The organism is Buchnera aphidicola (Eriosoma lanigerum) (assembly GCF_964059125.1).
Lineage (GTDB): Bacteria > Pseudomonadota > Gammaproteobacteria > Enterobacterales > Enterobacteriaceae > Buchnera_D > Buchnera_D aphidicola_C.
Genome location: NZ_OZ060395.1, coordinates 99,017 through 121,672, shown reverse-complemented (window position 1 = coordinate 121,672; position 22,656 = coordinate 99,017). Strand labels below are relative to the sequence as shown.

The 22,656-nt window shown below is 23.4% G+C and carries 23 protein-coding genes and 1 tRNA gene; 3 read left to right on the top strand and 21 right to left on the bottom strand.

Annotation, left to right across the window (positions count from 1 at the left end; genetic code table 11):
• Positions 1 to 29 precede the first annotated feature (29 nt).
• The 10 genes from tyrS to AB4W75_RS00515 form a co-directional block, all read right to left on the bottom strand.
• A complete protein-coding gene (gene tyrS, locus AB4W75_RS00560; RefSeq protein WP_367679522.1) occupies positions 30 to 1,304 on the bottom strand; it encodes a tyrosine--tRNA ligase in 1,275 nt (424 codons plus the stop codon).
• Between the two features lie 360 nt (positions 1,305 to 1,664).
• A complete protein-coding gene (nth, locus tag AB4W75_RS00555; RefSeq protein ID WP_367679521.1) occupies positions 1,665 to 2,303 on the bottom strand; it encodes an endonuclease III in 639 nt (212 codons plus the stop codon).
• A 58-nt stretch (positions 2,304 to 2,361) separates the two neighbouring features.
• A complete protein-coding gene (locus tag AB4W75_RS00550) occupies positions 2,362 to 3,006 on the bottom strand; it encodes an electron transport complex subunit E (RefSeq protein WP_367679520.1) in 645 nt (214 codons plus the stop codon).
• The gene (gene rsxG, locus AB4W75_RS00545) at positions 2,987 to 3,634 is read right to left on the bottom strand and encodes an electron transport complex subunit RsxG (RefSeq protein WP_367679519.1); all 648 of its coding nucleotides are present in this window, start codon (positions 3,632 to 3,634) and stop codon (positions 2,987 to 2,989) included. The genes AB4W75_RS00550 and rsxG overlap by 20 nt, the downstream gene beginning before the upstream one ends.
• Positions 3,635 to 3,642: 8 nt before the next feature.
• Positions 3,643 to 4,662 (bottom strand): RnfABCDGE type electron transport complex subunit D, encoded by a 1,020-nt coding sequence (locus AB4W75_RS00540; RefSeq protein WP_367679518.1) that lies wholly within the window; start codon positions 4,660 to 4,662, stop codon positions 3,643 to 3,645.
• Between the two features lie 129 nt (positions 4,663 to 4,791).
• Positions 4,792 to 6,432 carry an electron transport complex subunit RsxC gene (rsxC, locus tag AB4W75_RS00535; RefSeq protein ID WP_367679517.1) on the bottom strand — a complete coding sequence of 547 codons (1,641 nt, stop codon included), beginning with the start codon at positions 6,430 to 6,432 and terminating at the stop codon, positions 4,792 to 4,794.
• A 28-nt stretch (positions 6,433 to 6,460) separates the two neighbouring features.
• Entirely contained in the window at positions 6,461 to 6,973 is a 513-nt protein-coding gene (locus AB4W75_RS00530) for an RnfABCDGE type electron transport complex subunit B (RefSeq protein WP_367679516.1), read from the bottom strand.
• 2 nt (positions 6,974 to 6,975) lie between these two features.
• Complete coding sequence (gene rsxA, locus AB4W75_RS00525; RefSeq protein WP_367679515.1) at positions 6,976 to 7,560, bottom strand: electron transport complex subunit RsxA; 585 nt, start codon at positions 7,558 to 7,560, stop codon at positions 6,976 to 6,978.
• Positions 7,561 to 7,833: 273 nt separating this feature from the next.
• Positions 7,834 to 8,049, bottom strand: coding sequence for a transcription modulator YdgT (ydgT, locus tag AB4W75_RS00520; protein WP_367679514.1), 216 nt, complete (start codon positions 8,047 to 8,049; stop codon positions 7,834 to 7,836).
• A gap of 194 nt (positions 8,050 to 8,243) precedes the next feature.
• A complete protein-coding gene (locus AB4W75_RS00515; RefSeq protein WP_367679513.1) occupies positions 8,244 to 8,864 on the bottom strand; it encodes a riboflavin synthase subunit alpha in 621 nt (206 codons plus the stop codon).
• A gap of 316 nt (positions 8,865 to 9,180) precedes the next feature.
• On the opposite strand from AB4W75_RS00515, the gene AB4W75_RS00510 reads away from it, so the two are divergent.
• From AB4W75_RS00510 to tilS, 3 genes are all read left to right on the top strand, one after another.
• Positions 9,181 to 9,254: transfer RNA gene (locus tag AB4W75_RS00510), tRNA-Val, on the top strand.
• Between the two features lie 107 nt (positions 9,255 to 9,361).
• Positions 9,362 to 9,487: a hypothetical protein gene (locus tag AB4W75_RS00505; protein ID WP_367679512.1), complete on the top strand. Its 126-nt coding sequence runs from the start codon at positions 9,362 to 9,364 to the stop codon at positions 9,485 to 9,487.
• Positions 9,442 to 10,686: a tRNA lysidine(34) synthetase TilS gene (gene tilS / locus AB4W75_RS00500; RefSeq protein ID WP_367679661.1), complete on the top strand. Its 1,245-nt coding sequence runs from the start codon at positions 9,442 to 9,444 to the stop codon at positions 10,684 to 10,686. Before AB4W75_RS00505 ends, tilS begins: the two co-directional genes overlap by 46 nt.
• Before the next feature lie 13 nt (positions 10,687 to 10,699).
• Here tilS and metG read toward each other — a convergent pair whose 3' ends face one another.
• From metG to hisG, 11 genes are all read right to left on the bottom strand, one after another.
• Positions 10,700 to 12,337 (bottom strand): methionine--tRNA ligase, encoded by a 1,638-nt coding sequence (metG, locus tag AB4W75_RS00495; protein ID WP_367679511.1) that lies wholly within the window; start codon positions 12,335 to 12,337, stop codon positions 10,700 to 10,702.
• A 345-nt stretch (positions 12,338 to 12,682) separates the two neighbouring features.
• Positions 12,683 to 13,246, bottom strand: a complete 564-nt coding sequence (gene dcd / locus AB4W75_RS00490; RefSeq protein WP_367679510.1) for a dCTP deaminase — start codon at positions 13,244 to 13,246, stop codon at positions 12,683 to 12,685.
• A 415-nt stretch (positions 13,247 to 13,661) separates the two neighbouring features.
• On the bottom strand, positions 13,662 to 15,068 hold the full coding sequence (gene gndA / locus AB4W75_RS00485) for an NADP-dependent phosphogluconate dehydrogenase (RefSeq protein WP_367679660.1): 1,407 nt from the start codon (positions 15,066 to 15,068) through the stop codon (positions 13,662 to 13,664).
• A gap of 304 nt (positions 15,069 to 15,372) precedes the next feature.
• Positions 15,373 to 16,014, bottom strand: a complete 642-nt coding sequence (hisIE, locus tag AB4W75_RS00480) for a bifunctional phosphoribosyl-AMP cyclohydrolase/phosphoribosyl-ATP diphosphatase HisIE (protein WP_367679509.1) — start codon at positions 16,012 to 16,014, stop codon at positions 15,373 to 15,375.
• Positions 16,005 to 16,784: an imidazole glycerol phosphate synthase subunit HisF gene (gene hisF, locus AB4W75_RS00475; protein WP_367679508.1), complete on the bottom strand. Its 780-nt coding sequence runs from the start codon at positions 16,782 to 16,784 to the stop codon at positions 16,005 to 16,007. The genes hisIE and hisF overlap by 10 nt, the downstream gene beginning before the upstream one ends.
• A complete protein-coding gene (hisA, locus tag AB4W75_RS00470; protein WP_367679507.1) occupies positions 16,754 to 17,500 on the bottom strand; it encodes a 1-(5-phosphoribosyl)-5-[(5-phosphoribosylamino)methylideneamino]imidazole-4-carboxamide isomerase in 747 nt (248 codons plus the stop codon). The genes hisF and hisA overlap by 31 nt, the downstream gene beginning before the upstream one ends.
• 13 nt (positions 17,501 to 17,513) lie before the next feature.
• Positions 17,514 to 18,104 (bottom strand): imidazole glycerol phosphate synthase subunit HisH, encoded by a 591-nt coding sequence (gene hisH, locus AB4W75_RS00465; protein ID WP_367679506.1) that lies wholly within the window; start codon positions 18,102 to 18,104, stop codon positions 17,514 to 17,516.
• On the bottom strand, positions 18,105 to 19,184 hold the full coding sequence (hisB, locus tag AB4W75_RS00460) for a bifunctional histidinol-phosphatase/imidazoleglycerol-phosphate dehydratase HisB (protein WP_367679659.1): 1,080 nt from the start codon (positions 19,182 to 19,184) through the stop codon (positions 18,105 to 18,107).
• A 14-nt stretch (positions 19,185 to 19,198) separates the two neighbouring features.
• Positions 19,199 to 20,269, bottom strand: coding sequence for a histidinol-phosphate transaminase (gene hisC, locus AB4W75_RS00455; protein ID WP_367679505.1), 1,071 nt, complete (start codon positions 20,267 to 20,269; stop codon positions 19,199 to 19,201).
• On the bottom strand, positions 20,269 to 21,567 hold the full coding sequence (gene hisD, locus AB4W75_RS00450) for a histidinol dehydrogenase (protein WP_367679504.1): 1,299 nt from the start codon (positions 21,565 to 21,567) through the stop codon (positions 20,269 to 20,271). Before hisD ends, hisC begins: the two co-directional genes overlap by 1 nt.
• Before the next feature lie 8 nt (positions 21,568 to 21,575).
• Positions 21,576 to 22,475, bottom strand: coding sequence for an ATP phosphoribosyltransferase (gene hisG / locus AB4W75_RS00445; RefSeq protein ID WP_367679503.1), 900 nt, complete (start codon positions 22,473 to 22,475; stop codon positions 21,576 to 21,578).
• Positions 22,476 to 22,656 lie beyond the last annotated feature (181 nt).

Below are 22,656 nucleotides of genomic sequence, written 5' to 3'. Positions count from 1 at the left end.
AAACAAAAACATCATAAAATATTTATATATTATTTCCAACATAATAAACTGTATTTTTTTTTTCCTCTCTGTAATAAAGTATATTTACCAAATATTTTATCATGATTAGAAAAACAATATTTAACATCTGAAATTTTTTTAGCATTAATTGAAATAGCATTTGAAATAATCATATTTCTAGATTGAGATTTAGAATAAGATAAAGAAGAAACGATTAAAGCTGTTTGTAAATCTTCTGTACCTAACAAATTAACTGAAGGAATACCATCTTGTTTTAATTGTTCAAAATCTAATTCTGTCATTTCTGATAAACAATTAGAAAATAAACATGAAGTAATTCTTACTGCAGATTTTAAACCTTTTTCACCATGCACAATATTAGTTATTTCTTTAGCTAAAATTATTTTATCTTTACAAATATTTTCTACATGACATCCTTCGTTTTCCATTTTCATAAGTTTAGAATAATCAAAAAAAGTAAACCATTTTAAAAAAGGATATACATTTTTATCATCTATATTTACCCAAAATTGATAAAATGTATATGGACTAGTTTTCTTTGGATCTAACCAAATAGGACCTTGTTCAGTCTTACCAAATTTTACTCCATTACTTTGAGTTAATAATGGAACTGTTAAACCAAATACTTGATTACGATTAATTCTACGAATTAAATTAATTCCAGATGAAATATTTCCCCATTGATCAGAACCACCAATTTGCAAACAAACTTGATACTTTTGATTTAAAATAAAAAAATCATATGCTTGTAATAAACTATATGAAAATTCTGTAAAAGACATACCTTGTCCTATCCTATTAATTCTATTTTTTACAGAATCTTTATTAATCATTTGAGTAACTGAAAAATGTTTACCAATATCTCGTAAAAACGATAAAATATTAATTTTATTAAACCAACTATTATTATTTACAATTTTTGCACTATTAAAACCTATATTAAAATCAAGAAATAAAGAAATTTGATTAGAAATATTTTTTTCCCATTTAGATATATCATTATATGTATTTAGTTTTCTTTCTAAACTTTTAAAACTAGGATCTCCAATTAAACTAGTTGCTCCACCTATTAATACAATTGGTTTATGGCCTAACATCTGAAAATGTTTTAATACCATTAAAGGTAATAAATGCCCAATATGCAAACTATCTGCTGTTAGATCAAAACCACAATATAAAGAAATCATAGTATTATTAGTTAACTCTAATAATTCATTAGAATTACTTATTTGAAAAATAAAATTTCTTAATTTTAAAAATGTAATTATATTTTGATCATTCATATTTTTACCTACAAAATACGTGAGAAATCATATTAATTAACAAATACTATCAAATACTTAAAAATAATATATTAATAAAAATAATTTAAAATAATTAAAAGAATATTAATATACATATTAAAATATAGTTAAAAACTAAAAAAATTTTTATATTTTTATAGAATAACATACTTACATATCACTATATTATTATATATTTTAATATTTGTTAAAATAAAAATTAAAATTGCAAAAATATATAATTTCTGAAAAATATAAAACATATTAGCATAAAAAATAAATTAATTTTTGATTTATCATGAATAATATTACTTAATTAAAATTAATATTAAATCATAAAATATTACTATATCTAAAAAATTATTCATAAAATATTTTCTTGTTAAATTCGCATAAATATCTAATAAAACAAATATTACATTTTATTTTTTTTGCCGTACATATATAACGTCCATGTAATACAAACCAATTATGAAAATATAACTTATATGGATCTAAAACATAACGATCTAATTTTTTTTCTACAGCTATAACTGTATTACCTGTAGCAAATTTAGTTCTATTGCAGACTCGAAATACATGAGTGTCTACTGCTATTACATCTTTACCAAATAAAGTATTTAATATAACATTTGCAGTCTTTCTACCAACTCCAGGTAAAAATTCTAAATTTTTCCTATCAACAGGAATTTCACCATCATAATTATTAATTAAAATACTACACATATCTATAATATGTTTTGCTTTAATATTATATAAACCAACATGTTTAATATAAAATTTTAATTTTTTTATACCTAACTTTAAAATATCATTTGGAGTATTAGCTATCTGAAATAATCTACTAGTAATTTTATTTACACTTTTATCAGTAGATCGAGCAGATAAAATTACAGCTATTAACAATTCAAAAGAAGAAGAAAATTTTAATTCAGTTTTCACATTCGGCATATATTTATAAAAACAATTCAAAATTTCATTTCTTTTATCACTATTCATATTAATACTTATTAAAATTGAAGGAATATTGATAATTCATATATAATCTTATTTATAATTACGATACAATCATACGATCAATTGTAGACTTTAATGCTAAAATTAATGCTAATATAATAAAAGCACCAGCAGGAAAACAAGCTACTAGCATTGTATAATCAACATCTATAATTTTTATATAATCATTTGGACTCATAAATTTAAATAAATGAAAAATACCATAAAATATTGTTCCATGACCAATTATTTCTCTAATACTTCCTAAAACAATCATAGAAATAGTTAATCCTATTCCAGTAAATAAACCATCCATTAAACTATAAAATATTTTGTTTCTAGAAGCCACCATTTCAGCTTGACCTAAAACAATACAATTAGTAACAATTAAAGGAATAAATACTCCTAAAGAAGAATATAAATCACATAAAAAAGCATGAATGAACATGTCTATCATAGATACAAATGAAGAAATCACTATAATATATATAGGAATACGTATCATATGTGGTATAAATTTTCTTATTAAAGAAATCATACTATTAGTACAAATTAATATTATTGTTGTAGATATTCCTAAACCAACAGCATTAACAAAATTAGTAGTTATTGCTAATACAGGACATAAACCAAGTAATTGTACACAAGTAGAATTTCTTTTCCATAAACCATTAATACATATTTGTTTAATTTTTTTTATCCACATAAATAATATTACCTTTTATATCCATTAAAGTATGTGAAGATAAAGAATGTACAATAAAAACTACTGTATTTCTTATAGCATTAGTAACAGCTCTAGGAGTAATCGTAGCTCCAGTAAATTGATTAATTATTCCACCATCTTTTTTAATTGAAAAAACATAATTAATTGATGGTAATACATTCATTCCAGAAAAATAAGTAATCCAATTAGAAATATGAATATCTATCTTATCACCTAAACCTGGAGTTTCATTGTGTTTAATAATTCTTACCCCAATAATGTTACCATGTAAATCAGAAGCTACTAACATTTTAATATCACCTGAATATCCATCAGGTGCAGTAGTTTCAATAATAAAAGCATATATAGAATGCTTTTTTTTAACCAACCAAAACCTATGTAAATCTTTATCTCCTAAAATTTTATTTTGAATATGATAATTATCTTGAATTATACAACAATTACTACCAGTACAATCTACTATTTCATTTAACAATTTAATGATATGAATTCGATCTTGTTGCATAATAATATTATTCGTTAATTTATATACTACTGCTGTAAATCCTGAAAAAAAAATAGCAAACATAACTAATATAATAGAATTTTTAAAATTATTAATAAACATATATGACTTTATCTTTTTTTATATCCATATATTCTAGATTTAGTTAATAAATCTATTAATGGAACTAAAGAATTTCCTAATAATACCGAAAAAGCAATAGAATCAGGATAATTTCCAAAACTACGTATAATCCATACCATAAATCCAATTAAACAACCAAATATAATTTTTCCAAAATTAGTAGAAGGAGATGTTACAGGATCAGTTAAAACAAAAAAACTTCCTAACATTGTAGCACCAGAAAATAAATTTATTTTAGGAGATAAAATTAAATTAGGATAATATAACGAACCTAATAAAGATAATATGAATAAAGATACTAAAAAACTAACTGATATTCTCCAACAAATAATTTTATATAATAACAAAATTATTCCACCAAATAAAAACCAAAAATTAATCCAAAAGAAAACAGAAAAAATATATTTACTTTGAATGTTTTCTAAAGAAATATCTGATGTACCCAAAGATAAATGTTGATTTAATTTAAAATCATTTAAAGGTGTAGCTTGAGTTACAGAAATATTGTTTAAATCTACAATAAGATTATTAAAAAATGGTTTATTAGAAAAAATTAAATCTAAAACATCAAAAAAATTAAAACAGTGTTTAATACATAACTCTAAACAATTCCAATTTGTCATCATAGTAGGAAAAGAAACTAATATTATAGCATATCCTGTCATAGCTGGATTAAATATATTTTGTCCCAATCCACCATATAACTGTTTACCTAATATTATCATGCAAATTGAACCAATTACATTAATCCACCATGGAACTAAAATAGGCAAACATAATGAAAATAAAATAGCTGATAAAATTGCTGAATAATCACCGATAAAAAATAATACAGGTCGACGAGAAATACATAAAAATAAACATTCAGTACATAGCCCTACGATTACTGAAATTACAATTTGTATTACAGTAGCATATCCAAAATAATAAGTTTGAACAAAAACACCAGGTATCAGTGATAAAATTACTAACTTCATAATGTTTTCTGTAGTATTATACTTATACATTTAATATATCTTGTAAACAAAAACAATTAATTTTAATATAAATTACTATATATCATATTTCTATTACAGTATTTATATATATATGATAAATTATATTTTACAAAAAATTACACATATACTCAAATAAAATTATTTAGTTTCCTTTTTCAATTTTAGAATGGCATTCTTTATAATATTACGTCTCATATCTTTAGTTATAGTGTTTAAATTAGATTTAATCTTATCTAGATTAGACATATTTTTTTGTATAATAGTATTATTAAAGTTTACTTCTTTAAATTGATTAAAAAGAAAATTATTATATGATTGATCATCATCATATTCCACATTTATTCTTTTTAAACGATTCTGAAATCTAATTTTCGAATCTTCAATTCTATTTTTTTCTCGATTTATACCAATAACAATTTTTTTTTCTTTTTTATAATAATGAACTAAATTTATTTTACTAGGACATACTTGTTCACATGCCCCACATTCAATACAATCCATAATATTATAAAATTGTGTTTTACTATGATCAAGTACTCTACTATACCAATATAATTGCTGTGGTAATAATCTCATTGGACATACATTAGAACAAGCAGAACAACGAATGCATTCTCTTTGTTGATGCAATGATTTTAAAATTTTATTATTATTCATCAACAAAATACAATTTACAGTTTTTAATATTACAGAAAAATTTTGAATAAATGGTTTTCCAGTAAAAGGACCACCCAAAAATATTTGATTATTTTTTATAGATTTAATTAATATATATTTTAATAAATAACTAATAGGAGTACCAATTCTTATCCAATAATTTTCAGTATTAAATACATTATTACCAGCTATAGTTACAATTCTTTCAATTAAAGGAATATTATTGATAATAGCTCTTTTTATTGCAAATAATGTACCAACATTATGTATAAGAATTCCCATTGAAGAAGCATGCATACCAAATGGTAATTCTTCATCAAATAAAGTTTGAATTAATTGTTTTCCACTTCCTGATGGATATATTGATGGAATAACACGCAATTGAAAATCAGGATAATGCAGTAATGCTCTTTGAATAATTTCAATTGTTTTTAACTTACTATTTTCAATAGCAATCAATACAATTTTTATACCTAAAGTCCATACTAATATTTCACATCCTTTTAAAATTTCGTCAATATAATTATGTATTAAACATTCATCTGCAACAATATATGGTTCACATTCAGCAGCATTAACAATTAATGTATTATATTTTAATGGAATAAACATTTGTAATTTAGAAGCACTAGAAAATCCCCCTCCTCCTAAACCAACAATACCAAATTGATAAATTTTACGTAATATTTCACTTTTTTTTAATAATTTATAATTACATTCTTCAACAGTAAAAAAATAATTCTGTTTACCATTAGATTGTATAGTAATAATAGTTTCTTTATTATCAAAATACAATTCTTCATCATTGATATTAATATTAGTAATAATTCCAGAAATAGGAGAATGTACTACAACATTATTTATATCTCCAACAGTTAACGGTTCTCCTGTAGATACTTTATCTCCTAAAGAAACTAATAATCTTTGTTTTCTAATTAGATAATTTTTAATAGGAATATATACTATTGAAGGTATAGGAATAGATTTTAGTAAGAAAAAATGATTAATAGGCTTATGTGAAGCAACCCGTAAACCTCCAAAGAATATATTTTCTTTTTTCAATTTATTAATATAATAAATTATTTTATATTTCAATTTATATAAAAATGAACGTACTTTCAATATTTTATTCTCAATCTAGTACAAATTACTAAATTTCTACCTTTCGTAATTTAATACAATCAGTTGGACAAACTTCAATACATAATTTACATCCTGTACAAAAATCACTTATAATTGTATGAGTTAAATTTTTAGATCCAATAATAGAATCAACTGGACAAACATGAATACATTTATTACAACCAACACAATGATCTTCATTAATCCAGGCAATAATACGATAATCAATTATAATATTATTATCTTCAAAATGTTGATCTTTAACTACATCAACATTTAAAAAATTAGATATATTTTTTATAATACTCATGCCACCTGGAATACATTTGTTAATTTTTTCTCCATTTAAAATAATTGCTTTAGCATATGAATAACAACTGACATACTGACATTGTCCACATTGACTTTGTGGTAATAAATTATCAATAGAATCTATAAGTATATTACTATATATAACATATTTTTCAGAAATATAAATTAATATCAGTGATAAAAAAAAAGTTAAACATCCGAAAAAAAATACAGTTTTTAAAATTAACATAACTAATTTCTCACTAAACCATCAAAACCCATAAAACTAATAGACATTAAACTAGCTGTAATTAATGCAATTGGCACACCTTTAAAAATAATAGGAATGTTATTAGAACATAACAAACGTTCACGTATACTAGAAAAAATTATAATTACAATAGAAAATCCAATAGAAGAACTTAATGCATAACATGCTGATTGAAATAAATTATAACGTAAATGCACATTAAATAAAGGAACAGCTAATACTGAGCAATTCGTTGTAATTAATGGTAAAAAAATACCTAATAATTGATATAATCTTGGACTTTTTTTTTTTAAAATTATTTCTATAGATTGTACACTTATAGAAATAATTAATATGTATACCATAGTTCGTAAAAAAAATAATTGATATGGAACTAAAATAAAATAATTTATAATCCAAGATAAGATAGAAGTAATCATAATTACAGTAGTAGTAGTTATACTCATACCAACTGCAGTATATACTTGATTTGATATTCCCATCAATGGACATATTCCTAAAAACTGTACTAAAATGAAATTTTCAACTAAAATATTCATAATAAATAAATAAAAATATTTTGACATAATTAAATCACGCTTTCTATATATATAAATAAATAAATATTTATATTTATTCATACTAAATATTTGAAAATAAATACTATTATTGTTAAACATATTTATTAAATAATTACAAAATATTGTTTAACAGACTAATATATATACTAAATATACAATAAAAAAATAATGAAAAATGCATTTATCAGTAATAAATACAAAATTAAAGTACTTATATATAAATATATATAAATAATTTAAAATAAACAAAATAATTTTCTGTAAGTATTATAGTTAGTGTTACAATACATAATGCCATAATGATTTTGGTATACAACCTAAATCAAATAGTTTTCCTCCAGCTGTAATTTCTGCTCTTCTATGATCAGCAGCCCTATACATATTGATTAAATCATTATTATTAGTTAATGAATAATTTAATCGATCAAACAATTTTTCAAGGCTATTCAGTGTATTTACCTTACGAAACATTAATAAATAATCTTTTGCTGTCATTATCATCATAAAATATTTTTTATAAAAAAGTGATTTACAAGTATGTAAAAAATATTTAACTTTATATAAATAATCATATTATCTACTGAAATCACACTGTAAAAACATATTATATATATAACTGAATATATAATATTATCATCATGATTATAAAAATTATAAAAATAAGTATTATAAAATTTATATATACTGAATTAATTTAATTTACATAAATTAATAAATTTTTCTGTAGTATCAACAATAACTTGAGTAAAATAATCAATTTCAATATTCACTACATCACCATTTGTAACATTTTTCATATTGGTTTTTAACATTGTATCAGGTATTAAATGAACACTAAAATAATCTTCACTTACTTCTGTTATAGTTAAACTAATACCATTAATACTAATAAAACCTTTATAAAAAATATATTTCATGAAAAAATTATCACATAATTGATAATACATCAACTGACTATTACCACTAAATTTTATAATTTTTATACATTTAGAAACAGTGGAAATATGTCCTGAAAGTATATGACCTCCAATTTCATCAGAAAATTTTTTTGATCTCTCAATATTAATATAGTCACCTAATTTTAACATACCTAAATTAGTACATCGTAACGTTTCTGATATAATATCAAAACTAATCAAATCCTTAAAAATAGATGTTACACTTAAACAACATCCATTATTAGATATAGAAGCTCCAATAACTAAATTAACTAATAAATGTTTTGGTACTTGAATGGTATATGTTAAATAATTATTTTTATTTTTAATTGAAATGATTTTAGCAATTCCATCTATAATTCCTGTAAACAATTGATTTTCCTATCATACATAGTTAATTATAAGATCTAATTATTAATAAAATATATTAAAATTATAAATATATATTAAAATAATTTTATATATATCTTAATTGAATATGATCAATATAATTATTGATTTTATATAAATTTTTTAAAAATCTAATATGTATATCAATGTATATCATACATATATGATTAACATCAACATGTTTATGTTAATTATTAACAACTAATATGTATTTATTAATTACCATAAATAAACAATTAATATAATTTGAAATTTATATATTATTATAATATGATTAACAATTAAATAAAAATTTTATACGTTCGTAGCTCAGAAGGTTAGAGTACCACCATGACAAGGTGGGGGTCAGTGGTTCAAATCCACTCGAACGTACAAATATATTACAATAAATTAATTAAATTCTATTTAAAAACAACAACCTTATTGCATAATGCATAAAAATATAAATATAGTATACAAACATTTATGGAGATATAATTTTGATTAATGATTTTATCAATCAATTTCATAATAATTATAGTTTTATGATAGCATATAGTGGAGGAATAGATTCTACTGTATTATTACATCAATTTATTCATTTAAAAAAAAAAATCATACTATAAAATTTCGAGCTATTCATATTAATCATAATTATGATAAAAATTCCAATCAATGGAGTATTTTTTGTAAAAATATTTGTGAAAAATATGACGTAGAATGCATTATTCAATCTATCCCTAATTATAAAAAAAATGTTTATGGAATAGAAGCTTACTTTAGAATAGAACGTTATAAAGCTATTCAAAAAAATTTATTAAAATCAGAAATTTTACTAACAGCACATCACTTAAATGATCAATTAGAAACGTTCTTATTAGCATTAAAAAGAGGAAGTGGACCAACTGGATTAAGTTCTATGCCTTATATAAAGAAAATTGGAGCTAATATACATTGTAGACCATTATTATACGTTACTAAACAAGAAATAAAAAATTGGGCAATAAATCAAAAATTAAGTTGGTTATCTGATTCATCTAATCAAAATATAAAATTTGACAGAAATTTTATAAGACATCAGATTCTTCCAAAAATAGAAAAAAAATGGCCATTTTTTATAAAAAATTCTATGCGAAGTATTAAATTAATTAATGAAGAAAATATTATACTCAATCAATTTACATATAAAATATTCAACAAATATTTGTGTTCTAATGGTTCATTAAATATTATTGATATTAATAGATATAATGAAACAATGAGAAATTTAATTTTACGACACTGGATTAAATTTCATCATCAAGAAATGCCTTCTTATCATAAAATTAATATGATATATAATGAACTGATTTTAATGCCAAACTCTATTAATCCAAAATTACAGTTTCATAAATTTGAAATTATTCGTTATAAAACATTTATTTATATTCTTCCTATAATGAAAAAAATAAATAATCTAATTATATTTTGGAAAAATTATAATAAACCATTAATTTTACCTAATCAATTAGGAATCATTCAATCAAATCTTTATGGAAATAATTTGCCTATTCCTCATTCTAACGAAATAGTTAATATCCGTTTCCAAGCAGATAAAAAATGTATTAACCAAAATCATAAATTCATTGAAATAAAAAAAATATGGCAAAAAATGAGAATTCCACCTTGGGAAAGAAAAAGAATTCCAATGATATATTACAATAATCATTTTATTACAGCATTAGGATACTATACATCTCATTCAAAAATTTTATTAAATAGAAAAAAATGGTGTTTGTCATGGTATAATCATATAAACCATATTCATGGTAATAATTATAATTAAATATTTATTTACTTTAATCAAAAATTGTTTTAATTAAATTATAATCTAATTTTTTATATAATGGTTTAAAAATAGCTACCTTATGAGATAATAAAGGAATATTAATGGAATTCCAGGATAATTTACTAAGAAGAAACAATTCTGTATTCTTTGCTAAATTAGGTACAATAGGTTGTAACCAAGTCATTAATATTCGAAACAAATTAATACCCATTGAACAAATATCTTGTACTTCTATAACAATACCTTTAGTTTGTAAAATAATCCAAGGGGATCGAGTATTAATATATTTGTTTCCCATATCTGCAAATCTCATAATACTACGAATTGCTTCACTATACTCTCTATGTTCCAAAAAATATTCAATTTTTTTAGTAAAATCTAAAAATATATTCAATAACTGATTATCATCTATTTTATCTGATAATTGACTATTAAAATATTTATTAATAATTTTAGCTGTTCTTGATGCTAAATTAATCACTTTATTAACGATATCTGAATTTACTTTCTGGACTAAGTCTTGTACATTAATTTCAATATCATCTATGTTAGAAGATAATTTAGAAGCATAATAATACCGTAAACTATCAGAATCTAAATACTTCAACCAATCTTTTGCTAATATTGCAGAACCCTTAGATTTAGATAACTTCAATCCCTTAACAGTAACGTAACCATGAACAAATATTTTCGTAGGTTTCCTCAATCCAGAAGCTTCTAATATAGCTGGCCAAAACAAACTATGAAAATAAATAATATCTTTACCTATAAAATGATATAATAATGTTGTTGTATTTACATCCCAAAAATCATTAAAACATATACTTTTATTCTTAGTACATAAATTTTTAAATACACTTAAATAACCAATCGGGGCATCTAGCCAAACATAAAAATATTTATTAAAATAATTTGGAATCTGAAAACCAAAATATGGTCCATCTCTAGAAATATTCCAAGGTTTTAATTCTGTACTAAACCATTCTTTTGCTTTATTTAATACTTTTTTCTCTAACACATTGGAAGAATGCATCCAATCATATAATTGTTCCCGAAAACAAGGTAAATTAAAAAATAAGTGCATTGATTTACGCAATATCGGTTTTACACCAGATATTGTAGAAATAGGATCAATTAATTCCACTGAATCATAAATTGATCCACATTGTTCACAATTGTCACCATATTGATTTTTTTCATTACATTTAGGACACACACCTTTAATTAAACGATCAGGAAGAAATATTTTTTCTATTGGATCATACAATTGAGTAATATTTTTTTCATGAATTAATTTTTTTTTCTTTAACAAATGATAAATTTTTTTTAAAAAATAATAATTTTCTGAAGAATGAGTTGTATAGTAATTATCATGAGAAATATTAAACGATTTAAAATCAGAAATATGTTCTAATAATACAGAATGTATAATTTTTTCAGGCGATATTCCCATATTTCTTGATTTCATCATAATTGCAGTTCCATGAGTATCATCAGCACAAATAAACCATACTATATGTCCACGCAATCTTTGATATCGAACCCAAATATCTGCTTGAATTTGCTCTAACAAATGTCCTAAATGAATTGATCCATTAGCATAAGGAAAAGCACAAGTTACTAACATTTTTTTCTTAAACAATGACATATAGAAGTTCCTGTAAATTATATTTATATATTAAATAAATTTTATTTCATGGTATATGCTATCGTACATTAGATAAATATTTATCTAATTTAAAAAAAAAAATAGATATATTTTTTATAAAAATTACAATAATAAAAAAAATAATTCCTATAAATAAGTATTAGATATAAAAATATATATAATAAATATTTTTTTATTTAATATAAAAATATTACAATACATGAATATATCAAATCAATAAAAATATTTTTATTTAAAAAAACATTATATAATTTCAATTATCATAAAAATTATTTATAATTATATTATAATCCATAAATTTATTAATAATGCGAACAAATTTTACTAAACAATAATACTATCTTGTTGTAAATACTTCGTTCCTAAACGAACATTATAAGGACGAATAGACATACTAGATAAAATCTCAAAACTAATTGCACCTATATACATTCCTGGTTGTAATACTAATACTGCTTTACCTGAATTGAACAATTCTAAAACAATTTTTCCTTCCCATCCAGGATCAATTCTATGAGCAGTAGCATGTACCATTAATCCTAAACGACCTAAAGAAGATCGACCATCTAACCAACCAACCAAAGTATTTGGCATACTAATTTTTTCTTCAGTAACTGCTAACGCAAAACCACTAGGTTTTAAAAAAAAATAATCTGTTTTAGACAAAAAAATTTCTGGAGACATAGTTTTTTCTAAAATATCTTTAATATTTTGTTCATCATTACCTAAATTAATAATTTTATTTTCATTACTTCTAAACACTCTAAATCGATTTCCCAATCTGATATCTACTGTCGCTCCATTAATTAAATGTGATTCTGGTCTTGGAAAAATTTTTAATAACCCACTATCTAACCAAAACTCAATATCTTTGTCCGATAAACGCATTAGTTCTACCTATTAAAATTTTATTTTAATAAAAAAAAAATAATTTATTTATATACAATAAAATACATAGTTATAATATATTAATTATAATAAATATAATATTTTAAATATTATCAACGCATTATATCAAATATATATATCTAAAAAAAAATAAAAAGATTATCTTTGATTATTACATATGTATACAAATATATATACATTTTCATTCAATTTTTAATTATAATGTCCATTATATAAATAAAAAAAATAAAATAATAAATTTATTATATTTATAAAAATATCACAAAAGAGATGCTAAACAGCATCTCTATTAATAACAATACATACAATATTTCATTAATAATTGCTATCTAAAATAATAAAATTAAAACATAATATATTAAAATATCTAATTAAAATATTATTTTTATTTTATTCAAATCCAATTAGTATGATGAATACCTGAAATATCAATTCTTTTATAAGTATGTGCACCAAAATAATCCCTTTGTGCTTGAATTAAATTAGTAGATAAAAAAACAGTACGATAACTATCATAATAAGAAATAGCAGATGATAAAGCTGGAACAGGAATCCCATTTAATACAGCATGTGACACTACTAATCTTAAAGATTCATGATATTCATTAGCAATGTTTACAAAATAGGGAGTTAATAATAAATTTTCTATTTTATTATTTAACATATAAGAATCAATAATTCTATATAAAAATTTAGCTCGAATAATGCATCCAGAACGAAATATTTTTGCTATTTCATGACATTTTAATTCCCAATTATATTTTTTTGATGCTACTGATAATAAAGAAAAACCCTGAGCATAAGCAATAATTTTCCCTAAATATAATGCTTTTCTGACGTTTTCAACAAATTCAATTCTATTTTTAATAATATTAAAGTGTTTTGGTCCTAATAAACATTTCGATGCTTTTTTACGTTGATCCTGTAAAGAAGAAATATAACGAAAAAAGACAGATTCAGTAATTAAAGAAAGAGGTTCATTTAGTTCTAATGAACTTTGACTAGTCCATGTTCCTGTTCCTTTATTTTCTGCTGTATCTTCAATAAAATCAATTAAATACTGTTCTTGTTCATTTTTTTTATTAAAAATATTTTTAGTTATTTCAATTAAATAACTATTTAATTCACCTTTATTCCATTCTGAAAAAATAGAAGATAACTCCTGATTATTCATGTTAGCAATATATTTTAACAATACATACGACTCAGAAATTAATTGCATATCACTATATTCTATTCCATTATGAACCATTTTCACATAATGACCAGAACCATTAGGACCTATATAAGAAACACAAGGTTCTCCTTCTGATGTAGCAGCAATTTTAGTAAAAATAGGAGCAATATAATGATCATATACTTCTTTAGATCCACTAGGCATAATAGCAGGACCTTTTAATGCTCCTTCTTCCCCTCCAGAAATGCCTGCTCCAATGAAATGTAAACCCAATTTATAACATTCATTATAACGACGTATTGTATCTTTATAAAATGCGTTTCCTCCATCAATAATAATATCACCTGATGTTAAATAAGGAATAATAGAAGAAATCATTTCGTCAGTAGGTTGTCCTGCTTGAATCATTAGTAAAATACGACAAGGTTTTTCTAAAGAATTGATAAACTCTTTAATAGTATAATAAGGAAATATTTTTTTTGTAGGGTATTTAATTATAACTTCATCCGTTTTAATTCTAGATCGATTAAAAATAGAAACACGGTAATGATGATTTTCCATATTTAATGCTAAATTTCTTCCCATAACAGCCATTCCAACGACACCAATGTGTTGCTTTTCAATCATTTTTATCACCTATCATGTAATTATATCTATCCTTTACATTATAGTTTAAAATATTGTTTGAAACGATTTTTAAAAATATTATATAACTGATTATATATCTTGATTGATATAAAAAATATGTATTTCGTTCCAAATGATAAATTAATCTATATTTAATTATATGTAAATCAAGAGTGTATTTTAAATAAAAATTATTTTAATAGAATATACAATAAAAAAAATGATAACTACTATTACTATAAATAATAAAATATTCTTGTTCTACTATTACATAATATTTTGTATATTATATAAAAATAAATTATTTATCTAATAATGAATTATTTTTTGATAAATTTATATTTTTTAAATGATTTACAATAGTACTAAAATTAATATTTTGATTACGTAACAATACTAAAAAATGATAAATTAAATCAGAAGATTCACTAATTAATTCATTTTTTTGATTTGAAACAGCTGACAATGCTACTTCTATAGCTTCTTCTGCTACTTTTTGTGCTATACGTTGAGTACCTCTAACAAACAAATCACTCGTATAAGAATTAATATTTTTCGTTCTTTTCCTTTTTTCAATTAATTTTTCTAAATCTAATAAAAAAGAAAAAAAACATTTATGAACATCTGGAAAACAACTAATTCTATCTAAATGACATGTATTACCTTTTGGTTCTACAAACACTAAAATTGTATCATAATCACAATCTACCGTAATATCCATAACGAATAATGAATTATTTGAAGTTTCACCTTTAGTCCATAATCTTTTTTTACTTCTAGAATAAAATGTCACTAATTTTTCTGTTAATGTTTTCTCTAACGATACTGAATTCATATAACCATGCATTAATACTTCTCCTGAAATATGATGTTGTATTATAGCAGGCAATAATCCATCATTTTTCTTCCAATTTAATTTATTTAAATTCTCATTTAACAACATTGTCTAATCTCCAATCCTTTATTAATTAAAAATTTTTTTAAATCCTTTATATTTATTATATTTTTATGAAATACTGTTGCGGCTAAAGCCCCTTCTACTTTAGCAAAATGAAACACATCATAAAAATCAGACATCCTTCCAGCTCCTCCAGATGCAATTAAAGGAACATGACATATTTTTCGTATTTCACTTAATTGTAACACATCATAACCATGACAAACACCATCATGATTCATTACATTCAACACAATTTCTCCAGCTCCAAGAATCTGTACTTGTTTAACCCATTCTATAGTATTCCAATCTGTTTGTAGCATTTTTTTACTATCACCTGTATATTGATATACTTTATAAGTTTTATGATTTTTATCAAACCAGGAATCAATACCAATCACTAAACATTGTGTACCAAATCGATCTGCAATCCTAGAAATCAAACTAGGATCTTCAAGAGCAGGAGAATTAATAGAAATTTTATCTGCACCAAAAGATAAAATCATTTTAACATCTTCTATTGTTTTAATTCCTCCAGAAACACAAAATGGAATATTGATGACTTCTGCAATTTTTGTTATCCATTTTTTATCAACCAATTTATTTTTTGCTGATGCAGAAATATCATAAAAAACTAATTCATCAGCTCCTTCTTGAAGATAACGATTCACAAGAGGTATAATATCACCAACAATTTTATGATTTTTAAATTGAATACCTTTGACTACTATACCATCTTTAACATCTAAGCAAGGTATGATTCTTTTTGCCAACATGTTATAGCCTCCGAAATTGTGAATTTTTTTTCTAATAATCCACGTCCAACAATTATATCTTTCACTCCTGTTTGTTTCAAAGAATAAATATCATGCAATGATCCAATTCCTCCTGAAGATTGTACTGCAATATTTGAATAAGCGTTACAAATTTCTTTATACAATTGAATATTACTACCCTGTAATGTTCCATCTTTAGATATATCAGTACATAAAATATATTTTAAACCAAATGGAATATAATACTCCAAAACATCTTCTAAAATTATACCAGTATTATCTTGCCATCCATTAATGCAAACTTCTTTTTTACCATTAATTTTTATATCTAAAGCTAAAACAATAGTTTCTGTACCATATGTATGCAACCACTTCTCTATTAAAGTTTTATTAGTAATAGCTAATGATCCAACTACTATCTTTTTTGCTCCAAATGATAAAAGCATATCAATATCTTTTTCTGTACGAACACCCCCTCCCACTTGAAAATGTATATCTATATAAGTAGAAATTATACTTTTTAATATTTTATATTGCTTAAAATCTGGATTTTTAGCCCCATCCAAATCTACAATATGAATTGATTTTACTCCAGATACAGAACATTCTTCTAAATATTGTTCAATACAAGTACTATATATTTTTTTTTGAGAATAATTTCCTTGATATAATCGGACTACTTTCCCGTTTATTAAATCTATTGCTGGAATAATCATGTTTTTGTTTCTCTTAAATTTCTAAAAAATTTTTTAGTAAACGATTTCCTAATAAACCTGATTTCTCTGGATGAAATTGCACCCCAAAAAAATTATTTTTTTGTATGACTGAAGTAAATTCCATTCCATAAAATGTACTAGCAATAGTAAATTTATTTATTGGAATCGCATAACTATGTACAAAATAAAATCGATCTTTAATATTTATATTTTTAAATAATAGATGATCTATATTAAAATTTATTTTATTCCATCCAGTATGTGGTAAAGATAATCCATTAGTATTCAATAATGAAACATTAACCGGAATAATGTCTAATCCTTTTATACCTCCTGATTCTTCGCTAAACATACTTAAAACTTGCATACCAAGACAAATTCCTAATACAGGTTGAGTAATATTTTTAATTATTTCAATCAAATTTAGTTGATATAATTGATTCATTACAGAAGCCATACTACCAACACCAGGAATAATAATTTTATCAGAGTTGTAAATTTGAAGAATATCACAACTAATTTTTGAATCATATCCTAATCTATCAATAGCTAATTTAACTGATAATAAATTAGCACAACCAGTATTTAATATAACAATCTTCATTTATAATATTCCTTTTGAACTTGGTAACATATTTCCTTCTAATTTAATTGCTTGTCGAATAGCTCTTCCAAAAGCTTTAAATAAACTTTCTATTGCATGATGATCATTTTTACCAACCACTTTTAAATGTATAGTACTACACATAGAACAACTAAGAGAACGGAAAAAATGTTCCACCATATCTGTATTAAAATCACCAATTTTTTGATAATGAAAACTACCTATAAAGTTTAAATATGGACGATTAGAAAAATCTAATATACAGCTACTAATACTTTCATCCATTGGTAATGTAAATCCAAATCTTCCAATTCCTTTTTTATCTCCTATAGCCTGTAATAATGCTTCCCCTAAAGCTATTCCTATATCTTCTACAGTATGATGATCATCAATGTGTAAATCTCCTTTAGCAAGAATATTCATAGAAAAACCACCATGTATTGAGATTTGTTCAAGCATATGATTAAAAAAATTTATACCAGTTTGAATATTGCTTTTTCCTTCTTGATTAAGCCAAACTTGAACTGTTATTTCAGTTTCTTTAGTTAATCGATAAACTTTTGCATATCTATCGACTTCAATAATTTTAGATGCTATATCTAACCATCCTAAATTATTTTCTCCATATTTTATTCCAGAAATATCCATATTCATTGCTAATTCTATGTCCGTTTCTCTATCACCTATAACATAACTATTTTTTTTATCAAATTCAGTCATATTTAACCATGGTTGAACCAAACCTAACTTCGGCTTTCTACATTGACAATTATCTGTTATATAATGAGGACAAATTAATACTTCATCAAATTTAATATTTTGTGATTGAAATATTTTTAGTATAAAATTATGAGATTCCATAAAAGTATCAAAGGGAAAATCTAATGTCCCTAATCCATCTTGATTAGTAATCATAATAAAACTATACCCAAATTTCTTTAATTTTGTTAAAGAAACAAAAACGTCAGGTTGAAATATAATTTTATTTATTGCATCAATTTGAAAATTATCATTAGGCTCACTAACTAAAGTACCATCACGATCAATAAATAAAATTTTTTTTTTACTATTGTTGTTTATAATAATATTTTCCTCTACCTATTAGAAAATTCTTTAATATGTTCAAGTACTTGACAGCATTCTAAATATGTTCCTATAGAAATTCTAATACATCCAGATAAATATAATTTATGATTTTGATTACGTAATATAATTCCTTTTTTTATTAAAAAATTAAATATTTTATCAGGATTAATAAATTGTACTAAAATATAATTCGTAAAACTTATAAATACCTGAATAACTATAGTAAGTTTTTTTAATTCATTACTTAACCAAATTCGATTATTAATTATTGTTACTACGTGATTCCTCATTAATTTAATATTATTGTCTGTTAAAGCTATAGAAGCTATATCAATTACTGGATTTGGTAATGGATATGGTGCTAATACTTTAGATAATAGCGTAATAACTGATTTATGAGCTAAAACAAAACCACATCGTATCCCTGCCAATCCAAAAGCTTTAGATAACGTTCTTAAAATTACTAAATTAGGATAATTTGACATTAAAGAAACAAGACTACATTTTTCAGAAAATTCAATATAAGCTTCATCTATCACTACTAAAGATTTATTTAAAGTAATATTTAATAAATATTCAATATGAGAAATATCAATTAAATTACCTGTAGGATTATTTGGATTACAAATATAAATTAATTTCACCTGATTTAAATTTGATTCTATTTTAGATAAATTTAAACTCCAATTTTGGTTTGTATTACATAATTTATTTTTCACCCCAGAAATTTTAGCACAAATACTATACATTTCATAAGTAGGAGGACAAGAAATAATAGAATCAATACCAGGTTCACAAAAAGTTCGTGTTAATAATTCAATTCCTTCATCAGCTCCCCTAACTACTAAAATTTGCTCTGGATTACAATTAACATAATTTGAATATTTAGTAATCAAATCTATAGGTTGAAAATCAGGATAACGATTAAGATTATCATGTTGTAATTGAAATGAAACTGATGTTGGTAATTCATTAGCGTTCAACCATACTTTACCAACTCCTCCTATACGTCTTGCTGACTGATAAGGAATTAAATGCAATATATTTTTACGAACTAAATAATTAATATCAAAATTCATTATTTTCCCTTTAACTCTTGCAATCTAACTAAAACAGCATTCTTATGTGCTTCCATTTTTTCAGTTTCTGCTAATAATTGAATAGTAGATGATAAATTTAATAAACCATTAGAAGTTAATTCTTGTATAGTTATTCTTTTTTGAAAATCCATTACTCCTAATCCAGAATACCTAGATGTATAACCATATGTTGGTAAAACATGATTAGTTCCTGAAGCATAGTCTCCAGCAGATTCAGGTGACCAAGGTCCTAAAAATACAGAACCAGCATTAATTACATATGGCAATAAATCTTTAAAATTTCTAGTTTGAATAATTAAATGTTCAGGACCATACATATTAGATATATTAATACATTCAAGTAAATTAGGAGCAACAATAAAACGACTATGTTTAAGTGATTGTAATAAAACATCAATTTTAGATAAGGTTTTCAACTGTAATTTAATAGATTTAATTACTTTTTCAACTAATATTTCACTATCAGTTATTAAGATTACTTGAGAATCTACTCCATGTTCAGCTTGCGATAATAAGTCAGCTGCAATAAATTTATCGTTTGCAAAATTATCTGCAATAACTAATACTTCAGAAGGTCCTGCAGGCATATCAATTCCAGCACCTTCTAATAATTTACTGACTTGTAATTTAGCTTCAGTAACATATGCATTCCCAGGACCAAAAATTTTGTTAACTTTAGGAATAGTATTTGTTCCAAAAGCCATAGCAGCAATAGATTGAGCACCCCCAATTTGATATATATTATTAATATTACATATATAAGCTGTAAATAATATTTCATAAGATATAGGAGGAGGAGAACATAAGATAATCTTTTTACATCCTGCAATTTTGGCAGGAATACTTAACATTAATACTGTTGAAAATAAAGAAGCGGAGCCTCCTGGAACATATAATCCTACAGAATTGATTGGAACAACTATTTGACTACATCTTATCCCAGGTTCTATTTCTACATCTAATAATTTATTTTTTTGTAAATTATGAAAACATTCAATATTTTTTTTTGCATGAATAATAGCATTTTTCAGATCTATACTAATATTAGAAACAGCATTCATTATTTGTTGTTCGTTTATTTTAAATTCATTAATTTTAATTAAATCAAATATATTTGTGTATTTATATAATGCATTATCACCATATTTTAATACATCATTAAGGATTGTTGTTACAGTACTTTGAATTAACTCCTGATTTTTAATAATTGGTCGTGATAAAATTTTTTTTCTAATCTTTAAATCTATTTTATCCCAAATAAAAATATTATCTAACATTATAACTTTTACTCCATCATTTTTTCTATTGGTAATACTAAAATAGAACTAGCACCTAAAGATTTTAATTTTTCCATTGTTTCCCAAAATATACTTTCTCTACTGACCATATGCATAGCAACTCTAGAATTATCTCCTGCTAATTTTAATATAGTAGGACATTCAGCTCCTTGTAACAAAGATATTACTTCATTTAATTTATCACTAGGAGCATGTAGCATAATATATTTTGATTCTCTGGCCGTAATTATTCCTTGTATACGTATAATTAATTTTTTAATAATATTTTTCTTTAAATTTGAAATATTTCCCGTTCTACAAATTAAACATGCATTAGAGTTATAAATTACTTCTACTTCTCGTAAACCATTAGCTTCTAATGTTCCTCCAGTAGACACTAAATCACAAATAGCATCTGCTAAACCTGCACGAGGGGCAACTTCTACCGATCCATTTAATAGAAAAGATTTAAAATTAATTTTTTTTTCATTTAAATATTTCTTTAACAAATAAGGATAAGAGGTAGCTATACAATTATTATTCAAACATTGTAAATTTGTATAATGTTTATCTTGTGGTATAGCTAAAGACAAACGACATACTCCAAAATCTAATTGATATAAAATTTCATACAAAGCATCTTTTCCTTGAGCTCGACGAGATAACAAGCTTTCTTCTAATACATTTTTACCGACAATACCTAATTCTACTACTCCATCCATAACTAATCCCGGAATATCATCATCGCGTACTCTCATAACATCAATAGACATATTTTCAGCACAAGTAATTAATCGCTGACGTTCTAAATTAATTTTAATTCCACAACGTATCAGCAATTTTTTTGAATCATCACTTAAACGACCCGATTTTTGTATAGCAATTCTTAAACGATTATTATTAATCATTATGATAAACCCATATATTTTAATGATTTAACAATCATTAGTTACAATTAAAATAAACAATAAAAAAATTATTTCTTTTTAATGAAATTTTCAAATAAAGAAAATAACAATGACAATATAAAAAATATTAAATATTATTAAATAATAAAATTAAAATAACATCTCTCGATCAATAATATTG

Bases quoted from the DNA above. Each gene is read 5' to 3' on its own strand.
- hisC (WP_367679505.1), bottom strand. From the start codon at position 20,269: ATGAATTTTGATATTAATTATTTAGTTCGTAAAAATATATTGCATTTA.
- hisH (WP_367679506.1), bottom strand. From the start codon at position 18,104: ATGAAGATTGTTATATTAAATACTGGTTGTGCTAATTTATTATCAGTT.
- hisF (WP_367679508.1), bottom strand. From the start codon at position 16,784: ATGTTGGCAAAAAGAATCATACCTTGCTTAGATGTTAAAGATGGTATA.
- rsxA (WP_367679515.1), bottom strand. From the start codon at position 7,560: ATGTCAAAATATTTTTATTTATTTATTATGAATATTTTAGTTGAAAAT.
- rsxG (WP_367679519.1), bottom strand. From the start codon at position 3,634: ATGTTTATTAATAATTTTAAAAATTCTATTATATTAGTTATGTTTGCT.
- AB4W75_RS00550 (WP_367679520.1), bottom strand. From the start codon at position 3,006: ATGTGGATAAAAAAAATTAAACAAATATGTATTAATGGTTTATGGAAA.
- AB4W75_RS00540 (WP_367679518.1), bottom strand. From the start codon at position 4,662: ATGTATAAGTATAATACTACAGAAAACATTATGAAGTTAGTAATTTTA.
- hisA (WP_367679507.1), bottom strand. From the start codon at position 17,500: ATGATTATTCCAGCAATAGATTTAATAAACGGGAAAGTAGTCCGATTA.
- tyrS (WP_367679522.1), bottom strand. From the start codon at position 1,304: ATGAATGATCAAAATATAATTACATTTTTAAAATTAAGAAATTTTATT.
- nth (WP_367679521.1), bottom strand. From the start codon at position 2,303: ATGAATAGTGATAAAAGAAATGAAATTTTGAATTGTTTTTATAAATAT.
- hisD (WP_367679504.1), bottom strand. From the start codon at position 21,567: ATGTTAGATAATATTTTTATTTGGGATAAAATAGATTTAAAGATTAGA.
- hisIE (WP_367679509.1), bottom strand. From the start codon at position 16,014: ATGTTGTTAAATGAGAATTTAAATAAATTAAATTGGAAGAAAAATGAT.
- hisG (WP_367679503.1), bottom strand. From the start codon at position 22,475: ATGATTAATAATAATCGTTTAAGAATTGCTATACAAAAATCGGGTCGT.
- AB4W75_RS00530 (WP_367679516.1), bottom strand. From the start codon at position 6,973: ATGTTAATTTTAAAAACTGTATTTTTTTTCGGATGTTTAACTTTTTTT.
- metG (WP_367679511.1), bottom strand. From the start codon at position 12,337: ATGTCATTGTTTAAGAAAAAAATGTTAGTAACTTGTGCTTTTCCTTAT.
- dcd (WP_367679510.1), bottom strand. From the start codon at position 13,246: ATGCGTTTATCGGACAAAGATATTGAGTTTTGGTTAGATAGTGGGTTA.
- ydgT (WP_367679514.1), bottom strand. From the start codon at position 8,049: ATGACAGCAAAAGATTATTTATTAATGTTTCGTAAGGTAAATACACTG.